This window comes from Spirosoma oryzae, assembly GCF_003002825.1.
GTDB classification, from domain to species: domain Bacteria; phylum Bacteroidota; class Bacteroidia; order Cytophagales; family Spirosomataceae; genus Spirosoma; species Spirosoma oryzae.
The window spans coordinates 120,174-145,370 of the sequence record NZ_PVTE01000014.1 but is presented as its reverse complement, the minus strand read 5'-3'; the positions used below and the strand labels follow the sequence as shown (position 1 = coordinate 145,370).

19 protein-coding genes are annotated in these 25,197 nt (G+C 55.3%); 11 read left to right on the top strand and 8 right to left on the bottom strand.

Annotated elements, in window-relative coordinates:
* Window positions 1-160: 160 nt before the first annotated feature.
* Entirely contained in the window at window positions 161-2,527 is a 2,367-nt protein-coding gene (locus CLV58_RS17125) for a TonB-dependent receptor (RefSeq protein ID WP_106139046.1), read from the top strand.
* Between the two features lie 524 nt (window positions 2,528-3,051).
* On the opposite strand, the gene CLV58_RS17120 is transcribed toward CLV58_RS17125, so the two are convergent.
* From CLV58_RS17120 to ispG, 4 genes are all read right to left on the bottom strand, one after another.
* Window positions 3,052-3,606 carry a tetratricopeptide repeat protein gene (locus CLV58_RS17120; protein ID WP_106139045.1) on the bottom strand — a complete coding sequence of 185 codons (555 nt, stop codon included), beginning with the start codon at window positions 3,604-3,606 and terminating at the stop codon, window positions 3,052-3,054.
* A 74-nt stretch (window positions 3,607-3,680) separates the two neighbouring features.
* A complete protein-coding gene (locus tag CLV58_RS17115; protein ID WP_106139044.1) occupies window positions 3,681-4,037 on the bottom strand; it encodes an MmcQ/YjbR family DNA-binding protein in 357 nt (118 codons plus the stop codon).
* Complete coding sequence (locus CLV58_RS17110) at window positions 4,034-4,222, bottom strand: DUF6728 family protein (RefSeq protein ID WP_211300872.1); 189 nt, start codon at window positions 4,220-4,222, stop codon at window positions 4,034-4,036. The genes CLV58_RS17115 and CLV58_RS17110 overlap by 4 nt, the downstream gene beginning before the upstream one ends.
* A gap of 155 nt (window positions 4,223-4,377) precedes the next feature.
* Window positions 4,378-6,393 carry a (E)-4-hydroxy-3-methylbut-2-enyl-diphosphate synthase gene (ispG, locus tag CLV58_RS17105; RefSeq protein WP_106139043.1) on the bottom strand — a complete coding sequence of 672 codons (2,016 nt, stop codon included), beginning with the start codon at window positions 6,391-6,393 and terminating at the stop codon, window positions 4,378-4,380.
* 212 nt (window positions 6,394-6,605) lie between these two features.
* On the opposite strand from ispG, the gene CLV58_RS17100 reads away from it, so the two are divergent.
* A complete protein-coding gene (locus tag CLV58_RS17100) occupies window positions 6,606-6,974 on the top strand; it encodes a hypothetical protein (RefSeq protein WP_106139042.1) in 369 nt (122 codons plus the stop codon).
* Window positions 6,975-7,170: 196 nt separating this feature from the next.
* Here CLV58_RS17100 and CLV58_RS17095 read toward each other — a convergent pair whose 3' ends face one another.
* Window positions 7,171-8,043, bottom strand: a complete 873-nt coding sequence (locus tag CLV58_RS17095; protein ID WP_106139041.1) for a lysophospholipid acyltransferase family protein — start codon at window positions 8,041-8,043, stop codon at window positions 7,171-7,173.
* A gap of 130 nt (window positions 8,044-8,173) precedes the next feature.
* On the opposite strand from CLV58_RS17095, the gene CLV58_RS17090 reads away from it, so the two are divergent.
* From CLV58_RS17090 to CLV58_RS17070, 5 genes are all read left to right on the top strand, one after another.
* The gene (locus tag CLV58_RS17090) at window positions 8,174-8,842 is read left to right on the top strand and encodes a WbqC family protein (RefSeq protein WP_245882364.1); all 669 of its coding nucleotides are present in this window, start codon (window positions 8,174-8,176) and stop codon (window positions 8,840-8,842) included.
* Window positions 8,843-8,970: 128 nt separating this feature from the next.
* A complete protein-coding gene (locus CLV58_RS17085) occupies window positions 8,971-11,505 on the top strand; it encodes an ATP-dependent Clp protease ATP-binding subunit (RefSeq protein ID WP_106139039.1) in 2,535 nt (844 codons plus the stop codon).
* A 184-nt stretch (window positions 11,506-11,689) separates the two neighbouring features.
* Window positions 11,690-14,890, top strand: coding sequence for a TonB-dependent receptor (locus CLV58_RS17080; RefSeq protein WP_106139038.1), 3,201 nt, complete (start codon window positions 11,690-11,692; stop codon window positions 14,888-14,890).
* Window positions 14,891-14,983: 93 nt separating this feature from the next.
* Complete coding sequence (locus CLV58_RS17075; protein ID WP_106139078.1) at window positions 14,984-15,847, top strand: glycerophosphodiester phosphodiesterase family protein; 864 nt, start codon at window positions 14,984-14,986, stop codon at window positions 15,845-15,847.
* Between the two features lie 205 nt (window positions 15,848-16,052).
* On the top strand, window positions 16,053-17,174 hold the full coding sequence (locus CLV58_RS17070) for an L-dopachrome tautomerase-related protein (RefSeq protein WP_170108726.1): 1,122 nt from the start codon (window positions 16,053-16,055) through the stop codon (window positions 17,172-17,174).
* 169 nt (window positions 17,175-17,343) lie between these two features.
* Here the strand turns inward: CLV58_RS17070 and CLV58_RS17065 are convergent, their stop codons facing one another.
* On the bottom strand, window positions 17,344-17,907 hold the full coding sequence (locus CLV58_RS17065; RefSeq protein WP_106139077.1) for a type 1 glutamine amidotransferase domain-containing protein: 564 nt from the start codon (window positions 17,905-17,907) through the stop codon (window positions 17,344-17,346).
* A 151-nt stretch (window positions 17,908-18,058) separates the two neighbouring features.
* Between CLV58_RS17065 and CLV58_RS17060 the strand changes: the two genes are divergently transcribed.
* Both CLV58_RS17060 and CLV58_RS17055 read left to right on the top strand, forming a co-directional pair.
* Window positions 18,059-18,895 (top strand): CvfB family protein, encoded by an 837-nt coding sequence (locus CLV58_RS17060; RefSeq protein ID WP_106139036.1) that lies wholly within the window; start codon window positions 18,059-18,061, stop codon window positions 18,893-18,895.
* Window positions 18,896-18,927: 32 nt separating this feature from the next.
* Window positions 18,928-20,001: an endonuclease/exonuclease/phosphatase family protein gene (locus tag CLV58_RS17055; protein ID WP_106139035.1), complete on the top strand. Its 1,074-nt coding sequence runs from the start codon at window positions 18,928-18,930 to the stop codon at window positions 19,999-20,001.
* Window positions 20,002-20,124: 123 nt separating this feature from the next.
* On the opposite strand, the gene CLV58_RS17050 is transcribed toward CLV58_RS17055, so the two are convergent.
* Together CLV58_RS17050 and rpiB are read right to left on the bottom strand one after the other, a co-directional pair.
* The gene (locus CLV58_RS17050; protein WP_106139034.1) at window positions 20,125-22,263 is read right to left on the bottom strand and encodes an FUSC family protein; all 2,139 of its coding nucleotides are present in this window, start codon (window positions 22,261-22,263) and stop codon (window positions 20,125-20,127) included.
* 47 nt (window positions 22,264-22,310) lie between these two features.
* Window positions 22,311-22,742 carry a ribose 5-phosphate isomerase B gene (gene rpiB, locus CLV58_RS17045; RefSeq protein ID WP_106139033.1) on the bottom strand — a complete coding sequence of 144 codons (432 nt, stop codon included), beginning with the start codon at window positions 22,740-22,742 and terminating at the stop codon, window positions 22,311-22,313.
* 116 nt (window positions 22,743-22,858) lie between these two features.
* Here rpiB and zwf point away from each other — a divergent pair, with 116 nt between their 5' ends.
* Window positions 22,859-24,340: a glucose-6-phosphate dehydrogenase gene (gene zwf / locus CLV58_RS17040; protein ID WP_106139032.1), complete on the top strand. Its 1,482-nt coding sequence runs from the start codon at window positions 22,859-22,861 to the stop codon at window positions 24,338-24,340.
* Window positions 24,341-24,666: 326 nt separating this feature from the next.
* Window positions 24,667-25,167, top strand: a complete 501-nt coding sequence (locus tag CLV58_RS17035; protein WP_106139031.1) for a molybdopterin-dependent oxidoreductase — start codon at window positions 24,667-24,669, stop codon at window positions 25,165-25,167.
* Window positions 25,168-25,197: the final 30 nt, after the last annotated feature.

Genomic DNA, 25,197 nt, shown 5'->3' with positions numbered 1-25,197 from the left:
ACGCGCTCTCTTTCACGTCTTTCTTCCAGTGAACATCGACTCCAGAGGTCGGTCGTACCGGCGTGATCCATGCCGTACGGCTGCGTTGGATTGACTAGTCATTTCTTCTTGAACCTGACCTTTCGTGGCTGGTTCGTACTACCTTTTTACCATACAATCCATGTTTGTTAGACAGTTTTTACTACTGCTCTGCTTTGTTTCAATCAATCTTGTATCCATTGCGCAAGTGACGATTCGGGGGATCGTGACCGATGAAAAATCACCCAACGCCCCGTTGCCCGGTGCTACCGTTACCGTATCGGGGGCGACGGTGGGAACGACCACCGACAGTAGCGGGCGTTTCGAACTGCGCACCACCAGGTCAGTGTCGGCCGTGCAGGTTAGCTATGTCGGTTACCAGTCGCGTACGATATCGGTTGCTGACCCGACAACCGTGCTGACCATCGTACTGACACCCGACAACAGCCGGAGTCTGGACGAAGTACGGGTCAGCTCGCGCTACTTTCGGACGTATACGAGCAACAGCATTTCGAGTGCGCTGCGGCTAAAAACGACTCCGATCAACCTCTCGCAGAGTATCCAGACGATTACGCCCGAGATCATTGCCGATCAGGGAAGCTTTAACATGACCGAGAGCGTCAGCCGGAATGTGAGTGGCGTCATCCGGCAGGAAATATCGAATAACCTGGGTCCCTTCATGTTCATGCGTGGGGGGCTGATCTCCAGCCTGCGCAACGGTGTCGATCTGACGCCCATCTTTCGGGGGCCGTCGCCCGACGACGCGGCCATTATCGATCGGGTAGAATTTGTGAAGGGGCCGTCGCTGTTTATGAATAACATCGGCGATCCGGCGGGTAGCTTCAACATCCTGACCAAACAGCCGACGGGGGCACAGCGGTACGCCGTTACGGCCATGCTGGGTAGTTTCGACTTCTACCGGCTGGCGGTCGATTTGGACGGTAAGTTCGATAAGAAAGGCAAACTGCTGTACCGGCTCAATACGATGGGCATGACGACGAACTCATTCGTCAAGTTCGATTACAACCGGCGATTTCTGATCGCGCCCGTACTCAAATACCGGATCAGCGATCGTACCTATGTGTCGGCGGAGTACCAGTATCAGGCCAATAAATACGCGATGTACAGCCCCATCGTCATGACTCCGGCCGGATTCGGTACGTTACCCGTCGATTTCTCCATCAACGAACCCAGTGTTGGACCCATTCACGCGCAGGATCACAGCGGCTTCCTGACGGTTGCGCATCAGTTTAACGCAAACTGGCAACTGACCGTGCGGGGTTCATTCCTGCGGAACAATGCGGAGGGAATCTACCTGTGGGTAACGGGCGTCAACGCAGCTAACCCGAATGTGTTGTTGCGAAACCCGAAATACGACCTGAACCGAACGGAAGTTTATTCGCAGCAGGCATTCGTCAACGGAACTTTCACGACTGGACTGGTACAGCATCAGTTGCTGATGGGCGTCGACGTCAATCAGAAGCGATTCCTGGCCGATAGCTATGTGTCGTACAATACCTACAAAGATGCCAATGGTACGACGCAGCTAACGTACTATCCGCTCGACGTAACCAATCCAGACTACGGCGCGGAGATTCCGGGCTACCACACGCCGGGCGGTGTGGCGAACGGCAACACGAATCAGCGGGTGGCGTACGAGTCGGTTTATGCACTCGACGAGCTGAGTCTGTTTCGGAATAAATTGCGGCTGACGGTGGCGGGCCGCTTCACCACCGCCCGGACAGGCAATGACGTGTCGGGCGTACATACGGAATCGAGCGATCACGTCGTGACACCCCGCGTAGGGATCAGCTACAGCCTGCGCCCCGACCTGACGGTGTACGCGCTCTACGACCGGACGTTCGTACCACAGGCGGGGGTTACCGCTGGCGGAGACGCTATCCGGCCGTTGCAGGGCGTAAACCGGGAGATCGGTATCAAGAAAAACTGGTTCAACGGCCGCTGGAACTCGACGTTGTCGCTGTACCGTATCAACCGGTCGAACATCATCGCGACAGATCCCAACAATGCGCAGTACCGGATTCAGGTTGGTCAGACGATGTCGCAGGGTGTCGATGTCGATGTGGTGGGGCAGGTAGCGCGGGGGCTGAATGTGGTGGTCAACTACGCTTACTGCGACTCGAAGGTCGAGCAGGACGTTAACCCGCTGCTGATCGGTACGCCGACGCCCATGTATGTAAAGCATGTGCAGAATACCTGGCTCAACTACGCGCTGCCCATCGGTGCCGGCCTGACGGTATCGATGGGGTATCAGTATCAGGCTGGGCGGGGAGAGCGTTTTGCAACGGCGACGCAGCACACGACGCCCGATTATTTCCGGCTCGACGGGGGGCTGGGCTGGCAGCATCATGCGGTGCGGGTAAACCTGATCGTCAATAACCTGCTCAACCGGCAACTCATCGCCACGCCCTGGTACCGCAACGGTCTTTATTACTGGGTACCCCAGCCACCCATCAACGGCCGCCTGACCGTAAGTTACGTGTTCTAGCGAGCGTTTGTTAAGTTCTGATCTACCCGGCGGCAGCCGGCCGTCCCAGCCCCGAAGCGTCGGCCCGTCCTAAAGGGGGAGCCTTCCGTGAAGAACTACTTCCCCTTTAGGGCTAACCTCGTAGGGGTTTTGCCTAAGTGGGCCACGATGCTATTAGCAGGCCTTTTTTACCCCTAAATCCCCTGAAGGGCAGGGGTGTTAAGTTCTGTTCCGCCCTACCCCCCAGCCCCCTAAAGGGGGAGCATTCCACAAATGAAGTTCACCCCCTTTAGGCCGGGCCGACGTTTCGGGGCTGGGGGGTAGATGGACCGAAGGTAATTTGGCTACCGTCAGCGTTAATTTAAGAACTTAACAGCCTTGCCCTGAAGGGGACTTTCTCCGAGTACGAGCAAAGTCCCCTTCAGGGGATTTAGGGGTAAAAAAACTTACCTAGTAAGCCAGTTAACGAACGTCAATTGGAACCACTACAAGGCTAACCTTCTGGGTGCTAGGGGGGAGGTCAGCCGGCGGATAGAATAGCCGATTTACTTGCGGTGATACACCGGCCGGGTGAAGGGTGGTTGAAGCAGCAGGTGAAACGAGTTCTCATCGCCGAGCAGTACCGCCCGGCGCAGGTCGTTCTCGGCCTGGGGTAACTGCCGCACCTGAATCCGGGCCAGCGCGCGCCAGCGATACGCATCCGGCTTTTCGTCGCGAAAGTGCCAAACAGCCTTGTCGAACTCGCGGAAGGCTTCCGAAAAATTCTCCAGCTGATAGTAGGCAATACCCCGGTCGAGGTAACAGTCAGCCAGCGTATTATCGCGGCTGAGGGCCTGCGTCAGGTCGAAAATGGCGGAGTGATGGTTTTCCTGCGCGAGCTGGCACTTACCCCGATAGGCATAGGCAAGGGCCGATTTGGGATTCTGCCGGACGGCCTCGTCGAAGTAGGTGTGGGCGTTCAGGTAGTCGCGCTGTACCACCAGGTCGATGCCTTTCTGAAAGCGCTTCCGGTCTTTATCGGCGGGCGTGTCGTGATCGACCACGTAGTACCGAATGATCAGATACATCACGAACAGAAAACCAATCAACGCCACTTCCATAACCGATCTGTTTCGTTTGGCTTGAATGCGAATTTACAATAATGAGGGGTGCCGGCGCAAGCCGCAGCGACGAATTAGTTACTGCTCAGTTCGGTCCGAACGGCTTTCGGCAACGACTTGACAACCAGTTCGTAGGAGTGGTCGATCCAGTCGTGCAGGTCACTGCTGCGGAGCGTGCCGCCGAGGGTGACGGTGTTCCAGTGCCGCTTGTTCATGTGAAAACCCGGTACCACCGCAGCGTGTTCTTCCCGCAACTGAACAGCCCGTTCGGGGTCGCATTTCAGGTTTACTGTCGTCGGTCGGCTGTCGATGTCGAGCAGGGCGAAAATCTTCCCGCCGACTTTAAACACCAGTGTCGACTCATCGAACGGAAAGGATTCGGTTGCGCCCGGCTTGCTGATGCAGTAGGAGCGCAGGGTTTCGGTGTTCATCGAGCGCAGTGCCGAACCGTATAGACAATGACGGCGAAGAGAAACATGAGAATCGAGATGCGGTTGATGCCGTGCATCATGCGCAGGTTGACGCTGGTTGGCTTGCTTGGATCGGGCTTGCGGAATACGTTGATGAAGTACCGAAACACCGGGCCAATGCGAAAATAATCGATCAGTCTGTTCACAATATGAGTCGTTAAGGTTGCAGAAGCCAACGACAACGGGGCCACTGCCTTCCTGTACATCAACAGAAAATGGACGAATACAGGTCCCTAATTCGGCGTTAAATCCGATTGTTTTATCATTCTTTTCGTGGCTGAAAACGCCGGACTGCCGGTACTTACCCGACTGTCGTCAGTTCGGGTTCGATCCAGCGGTCGTCCTCCCGAATCAGTTCGATCAGTTCGTCGACAGCCCGGTCGGCGGGGACGGACTTCTTGATGACCTCCTGCCCCCGATACAGTGCGATCTTGTCGCGACCGATACCGACGTAGCCGTAATCGGCGTCGGCCATTTCACCCGGCCCGTTGACGATGCAGCCCATGATGCCAATCTTGACGCCTTTCAGGTGATCGGTGCGTTGCCGGATCGTAGCTGTCGTTTCCTGCAGGTCAAACAGCGTCCGGCCGCAGGACGGGCAGGAGATGTATTCGGTCTTCGTGATGCGGGTGCGGGCAGCCTGTAAAATGCCGAAGGCCAGTTCGTTAAGTCGTTTCTTGTCGGCATCCGTAGTCGTGGCTGTCGATAGCATGATGCCGTCGCCCAGACCGTCGATCAACAGACCACCGGCGTCGGTCGCAGCAAATAACGGCAGGTCGGCTTCAGGAACGTTGGCATAGCTGCGCCAGATCACCACGGGCGTATTGATACCCTGATTCATCAGTTCGACAACCAGCCGGCGGAGTTCGGCCATGGCGTGGGCATTGTCGGTCGATAACACAAGTGCAACCGTCTGATCGGTACGGAGTTGATCTAGCAGGTCGTCCGACAGATCATCCCACGTACACCGGACAAAATTCAGCCGGTCGTGCAGAGGTTCGCCCGACGTTTTTGCCGTCAGGTACTCGTTGGCCAGCAGCATCGGCAGCGTGTTGGCCAGATCGTCGACGTTCTGCCAGACGATGTAATCCAGCACTTCCTTCAGGCCATTCGGCAGCATAAATGATGCTGGCGTCAGACCCGTGTAGACATAATCGGCACCCAGGTCGTTCATCCGCCACTTATCGGGGACGGGCAGGTAGAAATGGCCGATAGGGTGCAGGTCGTTGTGGCTCGTAATGGGCGTCTGACTGTAGTCGGCAATGACGCGGGGCACGTTCGACCCGCCCAGATTGGCAACCTCCTGCGTCGCCCGGCGGGTGTACTGGTAAGGATTGATCGGATACTGGTCAACCGCCGGTATGGGCTGACTCTCGCTCCGCCGGTTCGTGTACCGATCGATGAGGGCCTGCGCCACCGGCGCTTCCCGCTCGGGTTCTTCCGTCAGCGACACCCGAACCGTATCGCCAATGCCATCTTCCAGCAGCGTACCGATACCAAGCGCCGATTTGATGCGCCCGTCTTCCGCTTCGCCGGCTTCCGTTACACCCAGGTGCAGCGGATACGGTTTCAAACCTTCCTGATCCAGCCGTTGTACCAGCAGACGGTAAGCCTGTACCATCACCTGCGGGTTGCTCGACTTCATCGACAGCACGATGTTGAAATAGTTTTCGGCTTCGCAGATGCGCAAGAATTCCAGCGCCGACTCGACCATCCCCATCGGCGTATCGCCGTAGCGACTCAGAATCCGGTCGGAAAGAGAGCCGTGGTTGGTACCGATACGCATGGCCGTTCCGTATTCCTTGCAGATGCGTACCAGGGGCAGAAATTTGGCCCGGATGCGCTCCAGCTCGGCGGCATAGGCGGCATCGGTATAGTCGATAAATTCGAATCGTTTCCGGTCGGCGTAGTTACCGGGATTGATTCGTACTTTTTCGACGATGCGTGCGGCCAGTTCGGCGGCATTGGGCGTAAAGTGAATATCGGCCACGAGTGGCGTTGTGTACCCACGCGCGCGCAGTCCGTTTCGAATGTTTTCCAGGTTCTGCGCTTCCTTCACACTGGGTGCCGTAATCCGGATGTATTCGCAGCCCGCTTCGATCATCCGAATCGACTGCTCGATCGACCCGGCCGTATCCATGGTATCGACAGTCGTCATCGACTGTACCCGGATGGGGTAATCGGAGCCCATAGGCACGTCGCCGATAACGACGGTGCTGGTTTTCCGACGAACATACTCGGTCAGCGAGGGCGTATATAAAACAGAAGTACCGACGGTCGCCGTCGGGCTGGGCAAAGCGATGGATGAATCAGACATACGTCGGTCGGGCAGAGCCGGATTAGTACGACAAAGGTACGAAAAGCCTACAGATGAACGGGGCCGGTCACGCACAGGAAAAAACGGAGTTCCCGATACGAAGGTTCGTTAGTAGACAAGGCCGTGACGCACAAACAATTCGTGAACGGACTAGTTAATTCTACTTAGGTGCCCGGCTGGAATGCCGGGCGTATGTAAACGAACAAGTTAGCATGAAGACGAAAGCAATCGCCATAGTGGCTGTCGTACTGGGTCTGAGTATCAGCGCTTATGCGCAGGATTCGACGGCTATTAAAAAAGAAATGCGCAAGCAGGAAAAAGCGGAGCGCAAGGCAAAACTGAAAGAGGACCTGAAAGAAACGGGAAGTGCCATCGGCGAAACGGCCAAGGAAGCCGGCCGGGGCGCAAAACGGAAAGCCAAAGTAGCGGCCGAAGCCGTTGCTACGGGCGTCGATAAAACCGGTGAAGTCATCGACAAAGGGGTCAACAAAGCAGGCTATGCCATTCAGGGTGAAGCCGATAAACTGAAAGCGAAACGGGATTCGTCGCGCGCCGAGAAAGCCCGTCGCGATTCGCTGTAAGGGGTTTATTGACAGGATTACATGATTTGCAGGATTTTTCTACTGTGTTTAGACGGGCTGTATTGTTGTCTTAAGTATCTGGCACCATGTAGCAATCGCCGAACTTGATCGACGAATCACAAATAAGAAAATCCTGCAAATCCTGTAATCCTGTCAAATAAAAAAGGGACGCTCGATGGCGTCCCTCTGTGTTTAATCAAGTCAGTTTCGGATCGAGGAAGGCGTATTTGCCGCGCCAGTGTTTCCAGCGTTTGTGCGACCATAGCCAGTCGGAAGGTTTGGCCCGGATGGTGGTTTCCAGTAGATCGCGGTAGCGGTCGATGATTGCGCCGGGGGGCAGGTCGGTGTGGGGTGGTCCGGCCAGGGGCTTGAAGGTCAGTTCGTAATAGCCCCGCTTCACCCGCCGGAGATCGGCATACACCACGGGCAGGTTCCGGCTTCGTGCCAACCGTTCCGAGCCGGGGTAGAAGGGCGTGTCGCGGTGCATGAAGTCCGTCCAGTACGCGTACTCCGGAATATCGGGTACCTGATCGGCGACCATGCCAATCAACCGTGGGTTGTTCTTTTCGCTGACCATTCGGCGGGGCAGTGTCTTCATCGACACGGGCACCGCACCAAACCGGCTGCGTATCAGCAGCATCATCTGCTCCGAAAACGAGCTGCTCAGCGTCTTGTACACACTATCGACCCGGAAACCATGCAGCACCATGGCTGGGGCCGTCCACTCCCAGTTGGCCGTATGCGACGTCATCACGATAACCGTTTTGCCCTGATTTATCCAGTCGAACAACAAGTCCGTGTTGAAGCACACCACGCGCTTCAGCAGTTCGTCGGCCTGCAAGCCCGGCAGTTTGATCGTTTCAACGAATAAGTCCGTCAGGTTCAGGTAGAAATCTTTCGTAATACGCTGAATCTCGTTCGCCGACTTTTCGGGAAAGGATTGCCGCAGATTCTCCTCCACGACTGACCGGCGGTAGCGGATCACCCGGTGGAGTAGTACCGACAGAAACGTCGACAGGCCGTAGAGAAAGGAGAGGGGCAGCCGGGCCAGCAGGCGGAAAAAGAGCATCGATAATGGGTACAGTCCGGCAGTGCGAAGGTGTCAGTAAAATGCACCATGACCGGAGATTAAAAATTAAGTAAGTACGATGGCCGTATCGTTTTTTTGCTTTATTTGTAAACAGATACCGTCATTTCTATTGGAAAAGTACCAATTGCCACATCAATCGTCTGAACTGCTTATCGAGTTGCAATACCTGCCCTGTCTGGATTACCTGACGGGGATAGCGCAGTTCGGGCGGGTCAGTATTGAAGCGGAGGAACATTACCAGAAGCAAAGTTATCGAAATCGGTGCTACGTTCGAACGGCGAATAAAATCGAAGCCCTTACCGTGCCGGTGGAGCGCGGCACGCATCACCAGCCCATCCGCGATTTGCGCATCGATGGAAATCAGCGGTGGCAGCAGCAACACTGGCGTACGCTGACGGCCGCGTATGGCCGATCGCCCTTTTTCGAGTATTACGCGCCTTACCTGGCACCGGTATACGAACGTAACTGGCCGTTTCTGTTCGATTTGAACTGGGAGTTGCTGACAATTTGTCTGAAATTATTCCAGATAAAGACCCCGGTCGTACTGACAGATTGGTACCAAACCGAAGCCGGACCCGGTCAGTTTGATGCCCGTTCGCGGCTAATTCCGCAAAACAGGGGACATACGCAGCTGTTTGGCCGCCCCGTACCCTACGAGCAGAACTTTGGTCCTGATTTTGTACCGAATCTGAGTGGCGTCGATCTCTTGTTTTGTCAGGGGCCGGCCGCCCGGGAGTACCTGGTAAGCCGGGAATCAGCCGCTGTCATTGCTACGTAGTGACCGGCATTTGTGGCTAGCAGACAGCGGATAAAGCCACGTGAAAGGCATCAGCCGAATGTGAACAAATCCTGGAAACTCTACGTTAAATTACTATTACCGCTTACCTTAGGAGACCCTACAATCGAATGGAAGCAAAATTCTCAAATCGCGTCAAGGAAGTCATCTCGCTGAGTCGGGAAGAGGCCTTGCGCTTAGGCCACGATTATATCGGCACGGAACACCTCCTGCTGGGTATGATTCGTGAAGGCGAAGGTGTCGCTGTGGGATTGCTCAAAAAACTTGGCATCTCGCTCGACGAACTCCGGGTAACCATTGAACAGGCTACGAAAGGAACGGCAACCAATAACGTCAAGAACTTAGCGAACATACCGCTGACCCGTCAGTCGGAGAAAACGCTGAAGATCACGTATCTGGAAGCCAAGATATTCAAAAGTCCACTGATCGGTACGGAACACCTCCTGCTGTCAATTCTGCGCGACGAAGATCACGTTGCTACGCAGATTCTGAATAAGTTTAATGTTAACTACGAAATCATCAAGGAGATGCTGGAATACCAATCTTCGGGAAGCCGTCCGGTAATGGGCCCCGAAACCGATGATGATGACAACGAGCGCAGCATGTTTAGCGGTGGCAGCGGCAGCAGCGGTTCAGGCAAAGACCCGAAGGGAACGGAGAAGTCGCGTACCCCCGTACTCGACAACTTCGGTCGCGACCTGACCAAGCTGGCGGAAGTCGGTAAACTTGACCCAATCGTTGGTCGTGAAAAAGAAATTGAGCGCGTTGCCCAGATCCTGAGCCGCCGTAAAAAGAACAACCCGATTCTGATTGGTGAACCGGGCGTCGGTAAAACGGCTATCGCCGAAGGGCTGGCGCTGCGGATCGTGCAGAAGAAAGTATCGCGGGTACTGTTCGGTAAGCGTGTCGTTACCCTCGACCTCGCGTCGCTGGTGGCCGGTACCAAATACCGGGGTCAGTTCGAAGAGCGCATGAAAGCCGTGATGAACGAGCTGGAAAAATCGCCCGAAGTGATTCTGTTCATCGACGAATTGCACACGATCGTGGGGGCCGGTGGTGCATCGGGCTCGCTTGATGCGTCGAACATGTTCAAGCCTGCACTAGCCCGTGGCGACATTCAATGCATTGGCGCGACGACGCTTGACGAGTACCGTCAGTACATCGAGAAAGATGGCGCGTTAGCCCGTCGTTTCCAGATGGTAATGGTCGATGCTACGTCGATCGACGAGACTATCGAGATCCTGAATAACATCAAGGATAAGTACGAAGAACACCACCACGTCAACTATACGGCGGAGGCTATCGAGGCTGCGGTGAAACTGTCGGAGCGTTACATCTCTGACCGGTTCCTGCCCGACAAAGCAATCGACGTAATGGACGAAGTGGGTGCCCGCGTACACATCTCGAACATCACGGTGCCTGAGGATATTCTCAAACTGGAAGAGCAGATCGAGAATATCAAGAAAGAGAAAAACCAGGTTGTCAAGAGCCAGAAGTACGAAGAGGCTGCACAACTCCGCGATAAGGAGAAGCGCCTGATTGATCAGCTCGAACGCGCGAAACAAGCGTGGGAAGAAGACACCAAGAAGCGTCGCTACACGGTCAACGAAGATAACGTCGCCGAAGTGATCGCGATGATGACGGGCATTCCCGTAACGAGCGTGTCGAACGACGAAGGGCGTAAGCTGGTGAGCATGGGCGAAGAGCTGAAAGGCCGGGTTATCGGTCAGCAGGCTGCCATCGACAAACTGGTGAAAGCCATCCAGCGGACACGCGTCGGCTTGAAAGATCCGAAGAAACCAATCGGCTCATTCATCTTCCTCGGACCAACGGGCGTCGGTAAGACGGAACTGGCGAAAGTGCTGGCGACGTACCTGTTCGACAAAGACGATGCGCTGGTTCGGATCGATATGTCGGAGTACATGGAGAAATTCAGCGTCAGCCGGCTGGTTGGTGCCCCTCCGGGCTATGTCGGTTACGAAGAAGGCGGTCAGCTGACAGAGAAGATCCGCCGGAAGCCGTACTCGGTCGTGCTGCTCGACGAGATCGAGAAGGCTCACCCGGACGTGTTCAACATCCTGTTGCAGGTGCTTGATGACGGTATCCTGACCGACGGTCTGGGTCGCCGGGTCGACTTCCGCAACACGATCATCATCATGACCTCAAACATCGGGGTGCGTGACCTGAAAGACTTCGGTGCAGGCATTGGTTTCTCGACCAAAAAGTCGGCTGAAGCGCAGGACGAGATGATGAAGAACACGATTCAGAGCGCGCTGCGGAAAGCATTCTCGCCGGAGTTCCTCAACCGTCTGGACGATGTGATTGTGTTCAACTCGCTGCAACGCGAAGACATTCACAAGATCATCGACCTGATGCTGGGCAAACTGCTGGGCCGCATCACGAGTCTGGGATATACAGTCGAACTGACGGAGAAAGCGAAAGACTTCCTGTCGGACAAGGGCTACGACCAGCAGTATGGGGCACGTCCGTTGAGCCGGGCCATCCAGCGGTACCTGGAAGATCCAATCGCTGAAGAGATCCTCAAAGGTGAACTGAAAGAAGGCGACGTAATCGAAGCGGACTACCCAGGTGAAGGTGAAAGCCTGGTTATCAAGGTACGGAAGCAGGAAACAGTCGCTGAATAATACAGCACAGCATAGTGAAGAGCCGGGCAGCAATGTCCGGCTTTTTTTGTGGCTTGCCGCGACCGCATCGGTTCGGTCGCGGCATTAATATTATTTTAATATTCACAAACCGATAACACTAGATTAACAGTAGGATAACATGGCTTTTGTCTCTTTGCAGTTGCATTGATTCGTAATTCAGCCAATGAAAAACAAGTACAGTCTCTTTTTTATCTTTTTGCTGTCATTCAGCCTGTTAGGCTACAGGGTACAGGCGCAAACAACACAGGCATCGATTTCGGGGGTTATTACCGAAGGGCAAAATTCTCCGCTGCCGGGAGCGACCATCCGCGTGCGGAACGAGTCAACGGGTTTCTCGACCGGAACCGTAACCAACGTGAAAGGGGAATACCGATTCAAGGAAATTCCGCTGGGTGGCCCGTATACCATAATGGTGACAGCCGTTGGGCTGGGCGAACAGCGCCGGACAGGGTACATGGTCAATCAGGGCGATGACATCAAGGTCGACCTGACCATGCAGGAAACCGGTCAGGATCTGGCGGTGGTGCAGGTGGTGGCGTCGGGCCTGAAAAACAAAACCGACATTCTCGGTGCGGCCACGGCGATCAACGCCAAAACGCTGGTGTCGCTGCCTGTCAATGGGCGGAACTTTACGCAGCTAATCAACCTGTCGCCCCTGACGAATAACAGCGGTAGCCTGTCGGGGCAACTGGGTTCGTCGACGAACTACACCATCGACGGGATGAACGCGAAGAACCCGACATCGGCCGGTTCGACAACGAGCCGTAGCGGTGCACCCTATTCGATTTCGATTGAAGCGGTTCGGGAATTTAAAGTTATCACCAACCAATATGACGTTGTGTATGGCCGGGCCGGTGGTGGTCTGGTAAGTGCGGTAACGAAAGCTGGTACCAACAAACTGACGGGTAGCGTATTCAACTACACGCGTGCCAACTGGCTGTCGAGTCAGTACGACATTCGGGGTAATCAGCGGAATGTACCGTTCTCGACCAATCAGTATGGATTCTCGCTGGGCGGACCGATCATCAAGGATAAGCTGCACTACTTCGTCGTCTGGGATCATCAGCAGGATTCGCGCCCGCTGATTGTCGCCGACATCCAGACACCCCTCGACGAGCGCCGTTTCAACGTAACGAACAATACGCTCAACCGTTTTGTCGACATCGCGCGCAGCAAATACGGTATGGCCAACACGCAGCAGTTCGGTACTTTTCCCAAAAAACGGGGTACCGACGCTGCCTTCGCCCGGATCGACTGGCAGATCAACGCCAACAACCTGCTGACGATTCGCGACAACTACACCAACGACCGGAACAAGCTGGGTCTGGCCGATAACACGTCGATCAACGCGTTCGAATCGTACGGTAACGACTACAACGTCGACAACAGTTTGCTGGCAACACTCCGCACGACCTTCACACCGAAGATCACGAATGAGCTGAAACTGCAACACCTGTACACGTACCAGAAAAGTAGCCCCGGCGATCAGCTGCCCGCTGCCAACATCCCCCGTAACATCGTTGAAAACGTCGTGTCGACCATCGAAGGGGCAACGCTATCAACGAACATTCAGATGGGTGGTCACCGGTTTGCGCAGGAAGGCTTCACGAACAACGTGCTGCAATTGGTCGATAATTTCTACGTCAATACCGACCGGGTTCAGTACACGTTCGGGGTCGATCTGATGTATACCCACGCTAAGTCGCTCTATGGTAGCGAAGTAAACGGTCGCTTTCATTATATCAACGACGCGACCGGATCGGCCCTCGATAACTTCAACAACCTGAAGCCGTACCGCTTCTACCGGGAGGTGCCGCTCGTGGCCGATCCGACGGTATATGGCAACATTTTTAATGCCGGTGCGTACGGACAGTTAAGTACAAGCCTGATGCCGGGTCTGGAGATGACGGCCGGTCTGCGACTGGATTACGCCATCTATCCGAAAGCCCAGTTCAACCAACTGGTGTTCGACGAACTGAAACTGCGTACCGACAATCAGATCAAAACGTTTATCCCGCAGCCGCGTATCCAGTTCAACTGGGACGTCAACAACCAACACCGCGACTTCGTCCGGTTTGGTGCCGGGGTATTCGCGTCGGACATTAATAACTACATGCTCATCAACAACCTGACCTTCGACGGCAAACATTTCGCGACTGTCGACGTGCGGGGTGCCAACGTACCGACGCCTGATTTTGCCGCGTACCGGAGCAACTACGCCAGCATTCCGACGCTGGCGCAGTTTCAGGTGCCTACCATCAACATGACCGGTCCGAATGCCAAAGTGCCGACGCTGTACAAAGCCAACGTGTCGTACTCGCGCTTCCTGACCGACCGCTTGAAAGTTGGTATCGCGGGTTATATGTCGCTGGGTCGTAACAACTACATGTACGTCGACCGGAACATGGTGGCCGATCCATTCTTCCGACTAGCCAACGAAGACAACCGGGGTGTGTACGTGCCCGCGTCAACGATCACGTCGAGCGGGGTTACCGACTGGCAGCAGGGGCGTATCAGCAATAAGCTGGGCCGGGTGCTGGAGCTGAACAGCGAAGGCCGTGTCAATCAGTTTGCGGCTGTAGTCGACGCTACCTGGCAGTACTTCCGTGATGGCGAAATCACGGCAAGCTATACCTGGAACAGCACGCGCGATAACGTGACCTACAACGGCAACGTGGCCAATACGGCAACGCTGGTACTGCCCGTAAAAGACGATCCGCGTAACCTGAGCAACATGACATATTCCGACAACCACTTCCGTAACAAAGTGGTGTTCTACGGTACGCTGCCTTCGTTCTATGGTATCACGCTGGGCGTTCGCTACACGGGTATCGGTGGTACGCGCTACTCGCTGCTGTCGGGTGGTAACACCAACGGCGACTTCGTATCGTCGTCGAATGACCTGGCATTTATTTTCGATCGCAACAACACCGAGGTGCCTGTCAACGTCCGCACGGGGCTGCAAACGCTGCTCGACAATCCGGATGCGAGCCAAAGCCTGAAAAACTACATCGAGTCTTACTCGGGCCGGATTGCGCAGCGGAACGGCGGTATCAACGGATTCTTCGGGGTAATCGACATTCGGGCGCTGAAACGGTTCCGTATCTATAAGAACCACGCGATCGAAGTATCGGCCGATGTGTTCAACTTCGCCAACCTGTTGAACCGGAACCGGGGTACCAACCGGTCGTTGAGTTCGCAGGCACTGTACGCGCTGGGCGTAGCGGCTAGTGGTGGTAATAACGCTATCCCTGGTTTTTCGCAGGACACACAACGCTTCAATTACCGGGTAAATAACTCGGGCGCTGTCATACCGTCGGGTGATCCGTTCCAGATTCAATTGGGTGCCCGGTATAGTTTCTAATTATTTGTTTAATGGTCAAGGTCTGGTGTTCAAGGTTTGCTGCTGCTGATCCTGAACATCAGACTTTACAATTGAGTCTTGATTAGGTTTATGATGAACAAATTAATTCTTTGCCTGCTTGTGCTTGGCGCACAACCGCTGCTTGCGCAGACGAAACTCAACCGACAGGGACACCGGGGTACGCGTGGACTGATGCCGGAGAATACGATTCAGGCCATGAAAAAGGCGCTGGACATCGGCGTCGAAACGCTGGAACTGGACGTTGTTATCTCAAAAGACAAGCAGGTTGTCGTGTCGCATGACCCCTACATGACGGCCGAGATCACTAACAAACCCGACGGGACGCCTGTAACGGCAGCGGAGCAGAAAGACATCAAACTGTACCAGCTGACCTACGATCAGATTAAGAAGTATGACGTTGGTAGCCGCAAGCATCCGCAGTTTCCGGAACAGCAGAACTTCCGGGCGTACAAGCCACTGCTGACGGAGTTGATCGATTCGGTTGAGGCTTATGTGAAGGCGAAAAAGCTACCGAAGCCCAGCTACAATATCGAAATCAAGATGAGTCCATTGCCGGATAGCGTGTACAATCCCGGTCCGGCGGAGTTTGTTCAACTGGTGATGCCGATCTGTCAGAAGAAGCTGCCGGTTGGTCGCTATAACATTCAATCGTTCGATGCCCGACCGCTGCAACTCATTCACAAACAATATCCGAAGGTGACGCTGGCGTACCTGACGGCCAATCAAAAAACGGTGGCGGACAACCTGACGACGCTGGGCTTTACACCAGCTATCTACAGTCCTTACTACAAAACGGTTACCGACGAAACGGTGAAGTTCTGCCACGAAAAAGGCATGAAGATCATCCCGTGGACGGTCAATACGAAGCCGGAAATCGAAACGCTCGTCAAGCTGGGTGTCGACGGTATCATTACCGACTATCCAAATTTGTTTTAACCGGCATTTACGTTCCGCAGCCTACACCAAACGTCCGGCAGTCCTCGACTGTCGGACGTTTTTGTTGCCCGATACCACTTTGGAGAATAAGCAACTGAATTCACAACCGGCAGGAGTGACAGGCAGTTACTATGGTCAGATGCTGTCTGACTTAACCGCAGTAAAGCAGTCGGCAGCGATTCAACGCAATTACTCTTATCACGTTATGATGTATTCTTTTCGCAAGCAGGCGGCTATCGCTGGTCTGCTGTTCGCGTCGGCGCTGACCGCATCGGCGCAAAACGCCAAACTTGAACCTGTCTTCAAAGACGATACCTACCAACTGACGGGCGTAGCTGTGTCGAAAACGGGGCGGATGTTTGTCAACTACCCGTACTGGACCGACACGTATAAGTACGCGTTGGTAGAGGTAATGAAAGATGGTTCGAAGAAACCGTATCCCGATGAAGGCTGGAATAGCTGGAAGATAGGTGGTGCCGCATCCGGACAGGACCTTGCCAACAAATGGGTATGCGTGCAGTCGGAGTACGTCGACGATAAGGATCGGTTGTGGGTAATCGATCCGGCCAGTCCGAAGCAGGCGGGTGTTTACCGGGATGCTCACAAGCTGGTTTGCTTCGATCTGGCGACTAATAAAGTCATTAAAAACTACTCGTTCAAAGGCATCGTCGGGCCACTGAGTTACCTCAATGACATACGGGTCGATACGAAGCGCGAAATCGTGTACATCACCGAATCGCAGCAGGGCGGTATTGCCATTGTCGACATCAAAAGTGGCAAAATCCGCATGGCGTTACAGGGCGACCCGTCGGTAAAAGCTGATCCAAATTTCAAGTTTGTCATCGACGGCCGGCTGCTGCGCGACGACAAAGGCCCCGTTGTCTTCAATTCCGACGGCCTGGCCCTGACCCCCGACGGCGACATGCTGTATTACAAACCCCTGTCGGACGATAAGCTGTACCGGATCGAAACGAAGTACCTGCTCGACGAGAAAATCGGCGATAAAGACCTGGCGGCTAAAGTCGATACGCTGGGCCGATACACGACTACCGATGGTATGGCGATGGACAGCAAAAGCCGGCTCTATCTGGGCGACATCCTGAATTACACGATGCTCCGGCTGGACGCAGGTGCCGGTACGAAAGCCCCGCTTAAACGTGAGACGCTGGTAACCGATAAAACCCTCTTGCAGTGGCCCGACAGCTACGCGATTTACAACGGCTATCTGTACATCACGACCTCACAGATCGACCACATGGCGAAGAACAACGGCGGCAAATCAACCCGCACCCGCCCGTACGAAGTGTTCCGCATGAAAATCGACTGATATGTAGAGACGCAATCCTTTGCGTCTCAGCACGCGTCAGCAATAACCACACGATGGTAACCATCCGGTGTCTGAGACGCGAAGGCCGGGTCGCCGGTGCGATCGCGTCTCTACAACGCAAACGGGCCAGTGTCTCAAAACACTGGCCCGTTTGCGTTGATCGGATTGGTTACGCGCTGGCTTTCACGCCATTGGCAAACAGTTCGATCATGCCTTTGTTGAAGGCTGGAATGTCGTCGGGGTTACGACTCGTGACGAGGTTACCGTCGTTCACAACCTGCTGATCGACCCAGTTGGCACCGGCGTTTTTCAGATCGGTTTTGATCGATGGGAACGAGGTCAGCGTACGACCGTCGACCACGTCGGCTTCGATCAGCATAATAGGCGCGTGACAGATAGCCGCTACGGGCTTTTGCTCGCTGAAAAAATGCTTCACAAATGAAATGGCTTTGTCGCTCTGCCGCAGATTGTCGGGGTTGATCACGCCACCGGGCAATAGTAGCGCGTCGTACTGCGCTGGGTCGGCAGCGTCGAGGGCCAGGTCTACGTCGTAAGTTTCGCCCCAGTCGTCCATGTCCCAGGCTTTGACATCGCCACCTTTCAGGCCGATGATATGGGCTGTTGCACCCGCGTCCTGTAGCGCCTGCCGGGGCTTGGTCATTTCCACTTCTTCGAAGCCTTCCGATAGCAGGATGGCTACCTTTTTGCCGCTCAAATTTTTCTCGGTGTTCATAACAGTTGATGGTTTGTTTTGACTCATGTAGTCCATCAAATAACTACCGGGCGGATTGATGGTTTATTAAAAGTAGTGACAGGCAATCGCCGGGAAAGACCGGTCCCGCGTTGGTTTATCGTTACTTTTGTCCAACAAGCCTATTGGATTTATGCTGGAAATTGGTCGAATCAATAAACTTATTGCCCTGCGTCAGACCAGCGTTGGGTTCTTTCTGGGTCATCCCGACGATGAGCGCGACGACGTGTTGCTGCCCAATAAATACGTACCTGCCGACCTGCGGGTAGAAGACGAAATCGACGTATTTATTTATACCGACTCGGAAGATCGGCCCATTGCGACGACGCTGACGCCCCACATCATGCGCGACGAATTTGCGCCCTTGCCGGTTGTCGCTGTGTCGAACGTTGGCGCGTTTCTGAACTGGGGGCTGGAAAAAGACTTGCTCGTGCCGTTTCGCGAACAAAGCAAACCCATGCGCGAAGGCGAGTGGTACGTAGTATTCCTGTACCTCGACGAAGACACGGGCCGACTGGTTGCGTCGAGCAAAGTCAGCCGCTTTCTTGACCCGGACGCGTCTGATCTCGTCGCGAACGACCCCGTCGATTTGCTGGCGTATGAAATCACCGATCTGGGTGTCAACGTGATTATCAACGATCGCTATCAGGGGCTACTGTATCACAACGAGTTGTTCCGCTCCGTGCAGGTAGGCGACCGGATGCCCGGCTTCGTCAAGCGCGTTCGCGACGACAACCGGGTCGACGTGAGTTTGCAACAGATGGGTTTTGAAAATGTCGAACCCAGCGCACAGCGGATTCTCGAAGTGCTGCAACAGCAGAAAGGCTTCCTGCCGCTGAACGACAGCAGCCCGCCGGAAGCGATTCACAAGGCGCTGGAGATGAGTAAAAAAACGTTTAAGAAGGCTATCGGTACGCTGTACAAGGATCGTCGGATCGAGATACGGGACGACGGTATCGCGTTGCTCTAAATCAAGGGTTAGTTTTAGCTTTTCACGCACACATGCCTACACCCGATGCCATACTGATTGGCTATACCCTACTCATCGTTACTGTTTCGTTTGTCAACCTTATTCCGCTCGATTACTGGTGGATTCGCATCTGGGATTTCCCCCATTTGCAACTAACCGTACTGGCGGCTCTGGGGCTGGTAGCCTGGGGCTGGTTTGGTAACCAGTATTTCAACGACTGGCTGGTCATGGTACCGATCGGGCTGTTAGCGACGCTGTGTTACCAGGCCTGGCTGATCTATCCGTTTACACCAATTCACAAGCGACAGGTTATCCGGCGGACGAATCCCGGACCATCCGACCGCGATAATACTGTTCGGCTGCTGATCTCGAATGTCTTCATGGACAATACCGAGTTTGGCAAAGTGCGGGAGCTGGTCGATCAGTACAAGCCCGACGTTGCCATGTTCCTGGAGACGAATCAGCGGTGGCAGGACGAACTCAAGTCGATCGAAGCGGACTACCCGTACCAGATACTCCACCCGCTGGAAAATACCTACGGGCTACTGTTGTATTCGAAGCTGCCGATGAAACACCACGAGTTGCGGCATCTGATTCAGGACGATATTCCCTCGGTATACGTGCAATTCGAACTACCGTCGGGCATACCGGTGCATTTTTACGGGGTCCATCCCATGCCACCCAGCCCGACTGAGCACTACCGCTCGACGGAGCGGGACGCTGAACTAGTACTGGTCGGTCGGGAAGCGCGCAAACAATCGGAACCCGTGATCGTGGCCGGTGACCTGAACGACGTGGCCTGGTCGCACACGACGCGTCTGTTTCAGCGCATCAGCGGACTGCTCGATCCGCGCATCGGTCGGGGACTGTTCAACACCTTCCACGCCAGCTACCCGCCCCTGCGGTGGCCCCTCGACCATGTGTTTGTTTCGTGCCACTTTCAATTGCAGGACATCGAACGACTCCCCAACGTTGGCTCCGACCACTTCCCGATGTTTATCGAACTGACCTACGTTCCCGACGCCGAGCGGCCGGTGATTGAAAAACCACAACCCGAAGGCAACGACCTCGACGAGGCTCAGGAAACGGTCGAAGAAGCGAAGTAAGATGTTCTGCATACGGTGTGGCTACGTAGCCTGGACCTCCAGGTCCGGGTGGGCGCGGAGCGCCCAATATGGCTGCCGCCGAAATCGATTGGCCTGCCGGCCACCCGGACGTGGACGTCCAGGCTACACACCCTTTATCCGCTCGACGATTTTGTTGATGTCGCTGCTGACCTGCTGAACGAAGCTGAGGTGTTCGCTGAGCTGCATGTCGTCGGAGGGGGGCGGGGCCTGCGCGATTTCCGTCACTGGTGCGTCGCTGCTGCCGCTGCGCGGTTCTCCCAGTCGATACAGGCTATCGGTCAGGCTAACGATAGCCCGCCGAACGGGGCGCTGCACAGGGGGCGGGTATGTCTTCGAGGGCTCGTTCAACAGGTCTGATGTTAGCGTGGCTACGTTGGCCGACAGGATGTGGTTGAGCACCACAAACTCGTAAATCAGCTTCTCGTTGCGCTGCTTCCGTTTCGGCTCCGACAGCATGCGGTCGAGCGCGGCCGAGAGGTTGGCCGACGAGACATATACCTCTTTCCGGGCCAGTTTATAATCGACCAGACTGGGCGTTCGGCTCGTCAGGCAGTCGAGTAGCACCTGCACATAGCGCAGATTGGCCCGGAGCGTGTCGCGCATGGGTTGCTGCAACTGATCGGATTCCCAGCGGGGAAAAAGTACGTACCCTGCTACCAGCGACAGCAGCCCACCCATGAGCGTGTCGAGGAAGCGCTCTTCCACCACGCCCAGGTAGTTGACACCCAAAAAGTTGAACAGAATCAGGATGTACGGTGTCAGGAAGAAGACCATGACAATGTAGTTGACCCTCTGGGCGCTGTAGGCCCCGATCATAAACAGAATCATGAAGCCAATCTGCACCGATCGGTTGTCGACAAACGTCAGAATCAGCGCCCCCACGATGCCCCCGGCCAGTGTACCGCCAATGCGTTCGAAGTTGCGCTGCCGGGTCAGGCTAAAGGCTGGTTTAAGAATCACCGAGATCGTCAACAACACCCAGTAGCTGTGGTGCCCATAGTCCAGCAGCCGGGTCAGTACGAAACCCGCCAGCAGGGCCAGCGACAGACGCAGCGCGTGGCGAAACACCGACGAGGTGAAGGTCAGGTTGTTGCGGATTGACTTAAAATCGATTTCCTGGTGCGAGACGAACCGGCCGAATTCCAGGTCATCGTTTTCTTTCGCCAGTACCGATGCCGGCGCTTTCATATTGCCACGAATGGTACTGATTCGCTGCCCCAGGTTCCGCAGGTTGATCAGGATTTTCTTCAGAACCAGCGTACTGCCTTCCCGGTCGCCCAGTTCGTCAATGGCCTGTTTGAGTGTTTCGAGCTGGGGTGTCAGGTCGAAATCTGGCCGGTCTGGTACAGCGACGGGCGATTGAACGGCCAGGCCAATGTGATCGAGTTCGTTGGCCAGCTGCCGAATCTGCCCCGCGATCATGGGCAATACCTGCGTGTGGCTAAAGCGATTGCGCAGGGCTTCGTAATCGTAATACATCGCCACCATCTGCTCGTACAGATCGACAATATCGACAAAGGTCAGCACCAGTAGGCGACCGGTCCGGGTCGTCTCCGCTACGAATCGGCGGCTTTTGAACAACACCTCCCGGACGGCGTCCTGCTTCTCGCTAACGGCAACCTGCTGACTGACAAGGTGTCGATAGTCCGTGTCAAGCTGCGTGCTCAAGGTGTAGAACTCCGCTTTAACCAGCAGGAACTTGGCGACTTCGTGAATACACTGTCCCAGTGTTTGTTGCGCCAGCCGATAGGGTTGCAGGCGCGACGCCAGTAGACTGATGCTGGTATACCAAAGGCCCCCCGCCAGAATAAGCCCGCTTTCCTTGACAACGCCGACCGCATCGAGCGGCCGTTCCATCATCAGAATCATAATCAGGATCGCCCCCGATCCGACCGACGTTGCGCGGGTGCCGTAGACGGCCAGCATGGAAAAGACGAAGCTGACAACCAGAATCTCAGCGGCCAGCGTGTAATCGTTCAGGCGGGCGAAACCGGTGAGCAGCGTGACCAGCACGGTCGACAGAACGGTGGCCAGCATCCCGTTTCGACGGTGCATGACCGGCCCCGGTGCATCACTGAGACTAACGCTCAGCGCGCCCAGCGACATGGCCATACCAGTTGTCAGGTGGTCGAACTGCGCCAGCACCAGTGATGGTAACAGAATGGCAAGCGTAGTGCGCAGCCCATCCGAGAAGTACTGACTGGATAAAAAATAGCCGACCTGACGGGTGGGTTTGTTCATAGCAGGGTGGGTGGGCGTGGTTCGTCGGGAATTGCTGAACCGGGCCCTTACTGATCCAGTTCCTGAATCCGGGCCAGGTGGCGACCGCCTTCAAACGGAGTGTCGAGCCAGATTCGTACCAGCTTCAGCGCCGTATCCTGATCCATCATCCGCTCGCCCAGCGAAATAACGTTGGCATCATTGTGCTGCCGCCCGAGCCGGGCCGATTCCTCATTCCAGCACAAGGCCGCCCGAACGCCTTTCACGCGGTTGGCTGTCATGGCTTCACCATTACCTGATCCCCCTAGTACAACCCCCCGTTCGACTTCGCCAGCCGCGACGGCTTCGGCTACGGGCCGGATAAACAGCGGATAATCAACGGATGGCGTTTCGGCGTAGGTACCCTTGTCGACAACGGTATGGCCGAGGTCGGTCAGCATAGCTTTTATAGCTTCCTTGTAACGAAAACCTGCGTGGTCGGAGCCGATGGCGATAGTCATGGAATGTAGGGTAGTGCGTTCAAACTACAAAACAAACACCGGGCTGGGTGTGAGTGTTTGTCGGAAAGGGCGGTAACTTGCGCCGACCTTGAGTTAGACAGACAACCTGCTAATCTATGATTCCTGCAACCAATCAGCGGCCCGGACCTACCGTCCTCTTTATTTTTGGCGGTAGCGGAGACCTGAATCTCCGTAAACTGACCCCCGCTCTCTATAATCTGTTCATCGAAAAATACCTGCCCGAGCAATTCGCTGTCGTCGGGCTGGGCCGCAGCGATTACTCCGACGATAGCTTTCGGGAGCGGCTGCTCGATGGGGTAAAAAAGTTCTCCCGTCGCAAAGATGGTCCCTGGAATGAGTTTGCGCCCTGCCTGTCGTACATGCAGATGGACGCCAGCGACGCGACTACCTACCACCTGCTATCCGACTTCGTCGATAAGAAAGAACAGGAGTGGGGCGAACGGCCAAGTGTATTGTTCTACCTGGCGGTAGCCCCCCAACTCGTGCCGGGTATCGCCGAAAATCTGGGTAAGCTCGACCTCTGCACCGACAAGGCGCACGTACGAATTGTGGTCGAAAAACCGTTCGGACACGACCTGAAAACGGCGCAGGAACTGAACGCACTGCTGGGTGGCCTGTTCGCTGAAGAGCAGATTTACCGCATCGACCACTACCTCGGCAAAGAAACGGTGCAGAACATTCTGGCCCTGCGCTTTGCCAACTCGCTCTTCGAACCCATCTGGAACCGGCAGTATATCGAGTCGGTACAGATCACGGCGGCCGAAACCGTCGGTCTGGAAGGGCGTGGTGGCTATTACGAAGAATCGGGTGCCCTGCGCGACATGATCCAGAACCACCTTCTACAGGTAATGTGCATGGTGGCTACGGAAGCGCCCATCTCGTTCGACGCCAACGAAGTGCGGAACAAGACCGTAGAAGTGCTGAACGCGATTCGCCCCATCGATCCGTCGAATGCGGTGCGCGGTCAGTACGGGCCCGGCGAAGTCGACGGGAAGCCGATTCCGGGTTACCGCGAGGAGAAAGGGGTTGATCCTGAATCGGCGACGGAAACGTTTGCCGCCGTGAAGCTGTACGTCAACAACTGGCGTTGGGAAAACGTACCGTTCTACCTGCGGACGGGCAAGGTACTTCCCGAGAAAGCGACGGTAATTGCCATTCAGTTCAAACCCGCTCCGCATTACGCCTTCCCCGAGGAAGCGTCGAAAGAGTGGCGGGCTAACCGGCTGATTATCGGTATTCAGCCGAACATGGACATCCGGTTGCAGTTCCAGGCCAAGCGTCCGGGGCAGACACTCGCCATCGACCCCGTTGAAATGGTGTTCAGCTACAAAACGGCGTATGAAGGGCAGGAGCCGGAAGCCTATGAAACGCTGCTGCTCGACGCCATGACCGGCGATGCCACACTGTTCATGCGGGCCGATCAGGTCGAAGCCGCCTGGAAGGTGGTCACGCCAATCATTGAAAACTGGGACAACACCAAACCCGCCGACTTCCCGAACTACACACCCGGTACCTGGGGACCGGAAGCGGCCATGAAACTGATCGAAAACGACGGTTTCCACTGGACGACGAAATAAGCTGAAGACCCGCTATTTGTAGAGACGCGATCCTTCGCGTCTCTTTTTTTTGCGCCAGCCGTGATTTGATTGGGTTTGTTTCATGGGTAAAGCCATCCGGCGGTGAGACGCGAAGGGTCGCGTCTCTACAAGCGTCAGCCCAGACCCAATAGGTTTTCGCAGCGGTGTTATCTGATGCTGTGAGGGCACCGGGCCGCACCACGGTGGCGACCACCGCGTGGCTGTCGTGGCGGTGCGATCGCCTTTCTACATAGTATCCGCAAAAACACCCAGCGGGAAACTATGAGAAAGGTCGTTATTTTTGTTAAACTATAACGACCTTTTGCATGACTGGCTTGTTACTTCGAAATCGACTCCTGCTTATCGCCGTTGCGCTACTGCTGACGACGGTATCGTCTGCTCAGACACTGACACTGATCGTATTGGGGGAGGTAACGAAGCCACTGGCGTTGCAACCAGTTGATTTTAAGGCCATGTTGCATACGGAAATTACCGCTGCCGACCGGGACGGCAAGGAGCACCGATACGCGGGTGTACCCTTGATTACATTGCTGAATCAGGCGGGGGCTAGTATGGGTGCCGCGCTGAAAGGGAAGAACCTGACCAAGTACGTCGTTGTGAAAGCCGCCGATGGTTACGAAGTCGTATTTGCTCTCGCCGAACTCGATCCTGACTTTTCAACCCGTACGATTTTGTTGGCCGACAGCGTCGATGGCGCTCCGCTAGCTGATGGGGTGGGGCCATACCGGGTGGTGGTGCCCGGCGAAAAGAAGCCTGCCCGCTGGATTCGTCAGGTGACGGCAATCGAGGTGAAGCTGGCAAAGTAACTTCTGACGGGGAAAGCAGGCGTACGCGTG

Excerpts from the sequence above, each read along its gene's own strand:
- CLV58_RS17125 (WP_106139046.1), top strand. The coding sequence starts at position 161 with ATGTTTGTTAGACAGTTTTTACTACTGCTCTGCTTTGTTTCAATCAAT.
- CLV58_RS17120 (WP_106139045.1), bottom strand. The coding sequence starts at position 3,606 with ATGGAAGTGGCGTTGATTGGTTTTCTGTTCGTGATGTATCTGATCATT.
- CLV58_RS17115 (WP_106139044.1), bottom strand. The coding sequence starts at position 4,037 with ATGAACACCGAAACCCTGCGCTCCTACTGCATCAGCAAGCCGGGCGCA.
- ispG (WP_106139043.1), bottom strand. The coding sequence starts at position 6,393 with ATGTCTGATTCATCCATCGCTTTGCCCAGCCCGACGGCGACCGTCGGT.
- CLV58_RS17100 (WP_106139042.1), top strand. The coding sequence starts at position 6,606 with ATGAAGACGAAAGCAATCGCCATAGTGGCTGTCGTACTGGGTCTGAGT.
- CLV58_RS17095 (WP_106139041.1), bottom strand. The coding sequence starts at position 8,043 with ATGCTCTTTTTCCGCCTGCTGGCCCGGCTGCCCCTCTCCTTTCTCTAC.
- CLV58_RS17085 (WP_106139039.1), top strand. The coding sequence starts at position 8,971 with ATGGAAGCAAAATTCTCAAATCGCGTCAAGGAAGTCATCTCGCTGAGT.
- CLV58_RS17080 (WP_106139038.1), top strand. The coding sequence starts at position 11,690 with ATGAAAAACAAGTACAGTCTCTTTTTTATCTTTTTGCTGTCATTCAGC.
- CLV58_RS17075 (WP_106139078.1), top strand. The coding sequence starts at position 14,984 with ATGAACAAATTAATTCTTTGCCTGCTTGTGCTTGGCGCACAACCGCTG.
- CLV58_RS17070 (WP_170108726.1), top strand. The coding sequence starts at position 16,053 with ATGATGTATTCTTTTCGCAAGCAGGCGGCTATCGCTGGTCTGCTGTTC.
- CLV58_RS17065 (WP_106139077.1), bottom strand. The coding sequence starts at position 17,907 with ATGAACACCGAGAAAAATTTGAGCGGCAAAAAGGTAGCCATCCTGCTA.
- CLV58_RS17060 (WP_106139036.1), top strand. The coding sequence starts at position 18,059 with ATGCTGGAAATTGGTCGAATCAATAAACTTATTGCCCTGCGTCAGACC.
- CLV58_RS17055 (WP_106139035.1), top strand. The coding sequence starts at position 18,928 with ATGCCTACACCCGATGCCATACTGATTGGCTATACCCTACTCATCGTT.
- CLV58_RS17050 (WP_106139034.1), bottom strand. The coding sequence starts at position 22,263 with ATGAACAAACCCACCCGTCAGGTCGGCTATTTTTTATCCAGTCAGTAC.
- rpiB (WP_106139033.1), bottom strand. The coding sequence starts at position 22,742 with ATGACTATCGCCATCGGCTCCGACCACGCAGGTTTTCGTTACAAGGAA.
- zwf (WP_106139032.1), top strand. The coding sequence starts at position 22,859 with ATGATTCCTGCAACCAATCAGCGGCCCGGACCTACCGTCCTCTTTATT.
- CLV58_RS17035 (WP_106139031.1), top strand. The coding sequence starts at position 24,667 with ATGACTGGCTTGTTACTTCGAAATCGACTCCTGCTTATCGCCGTTGCG.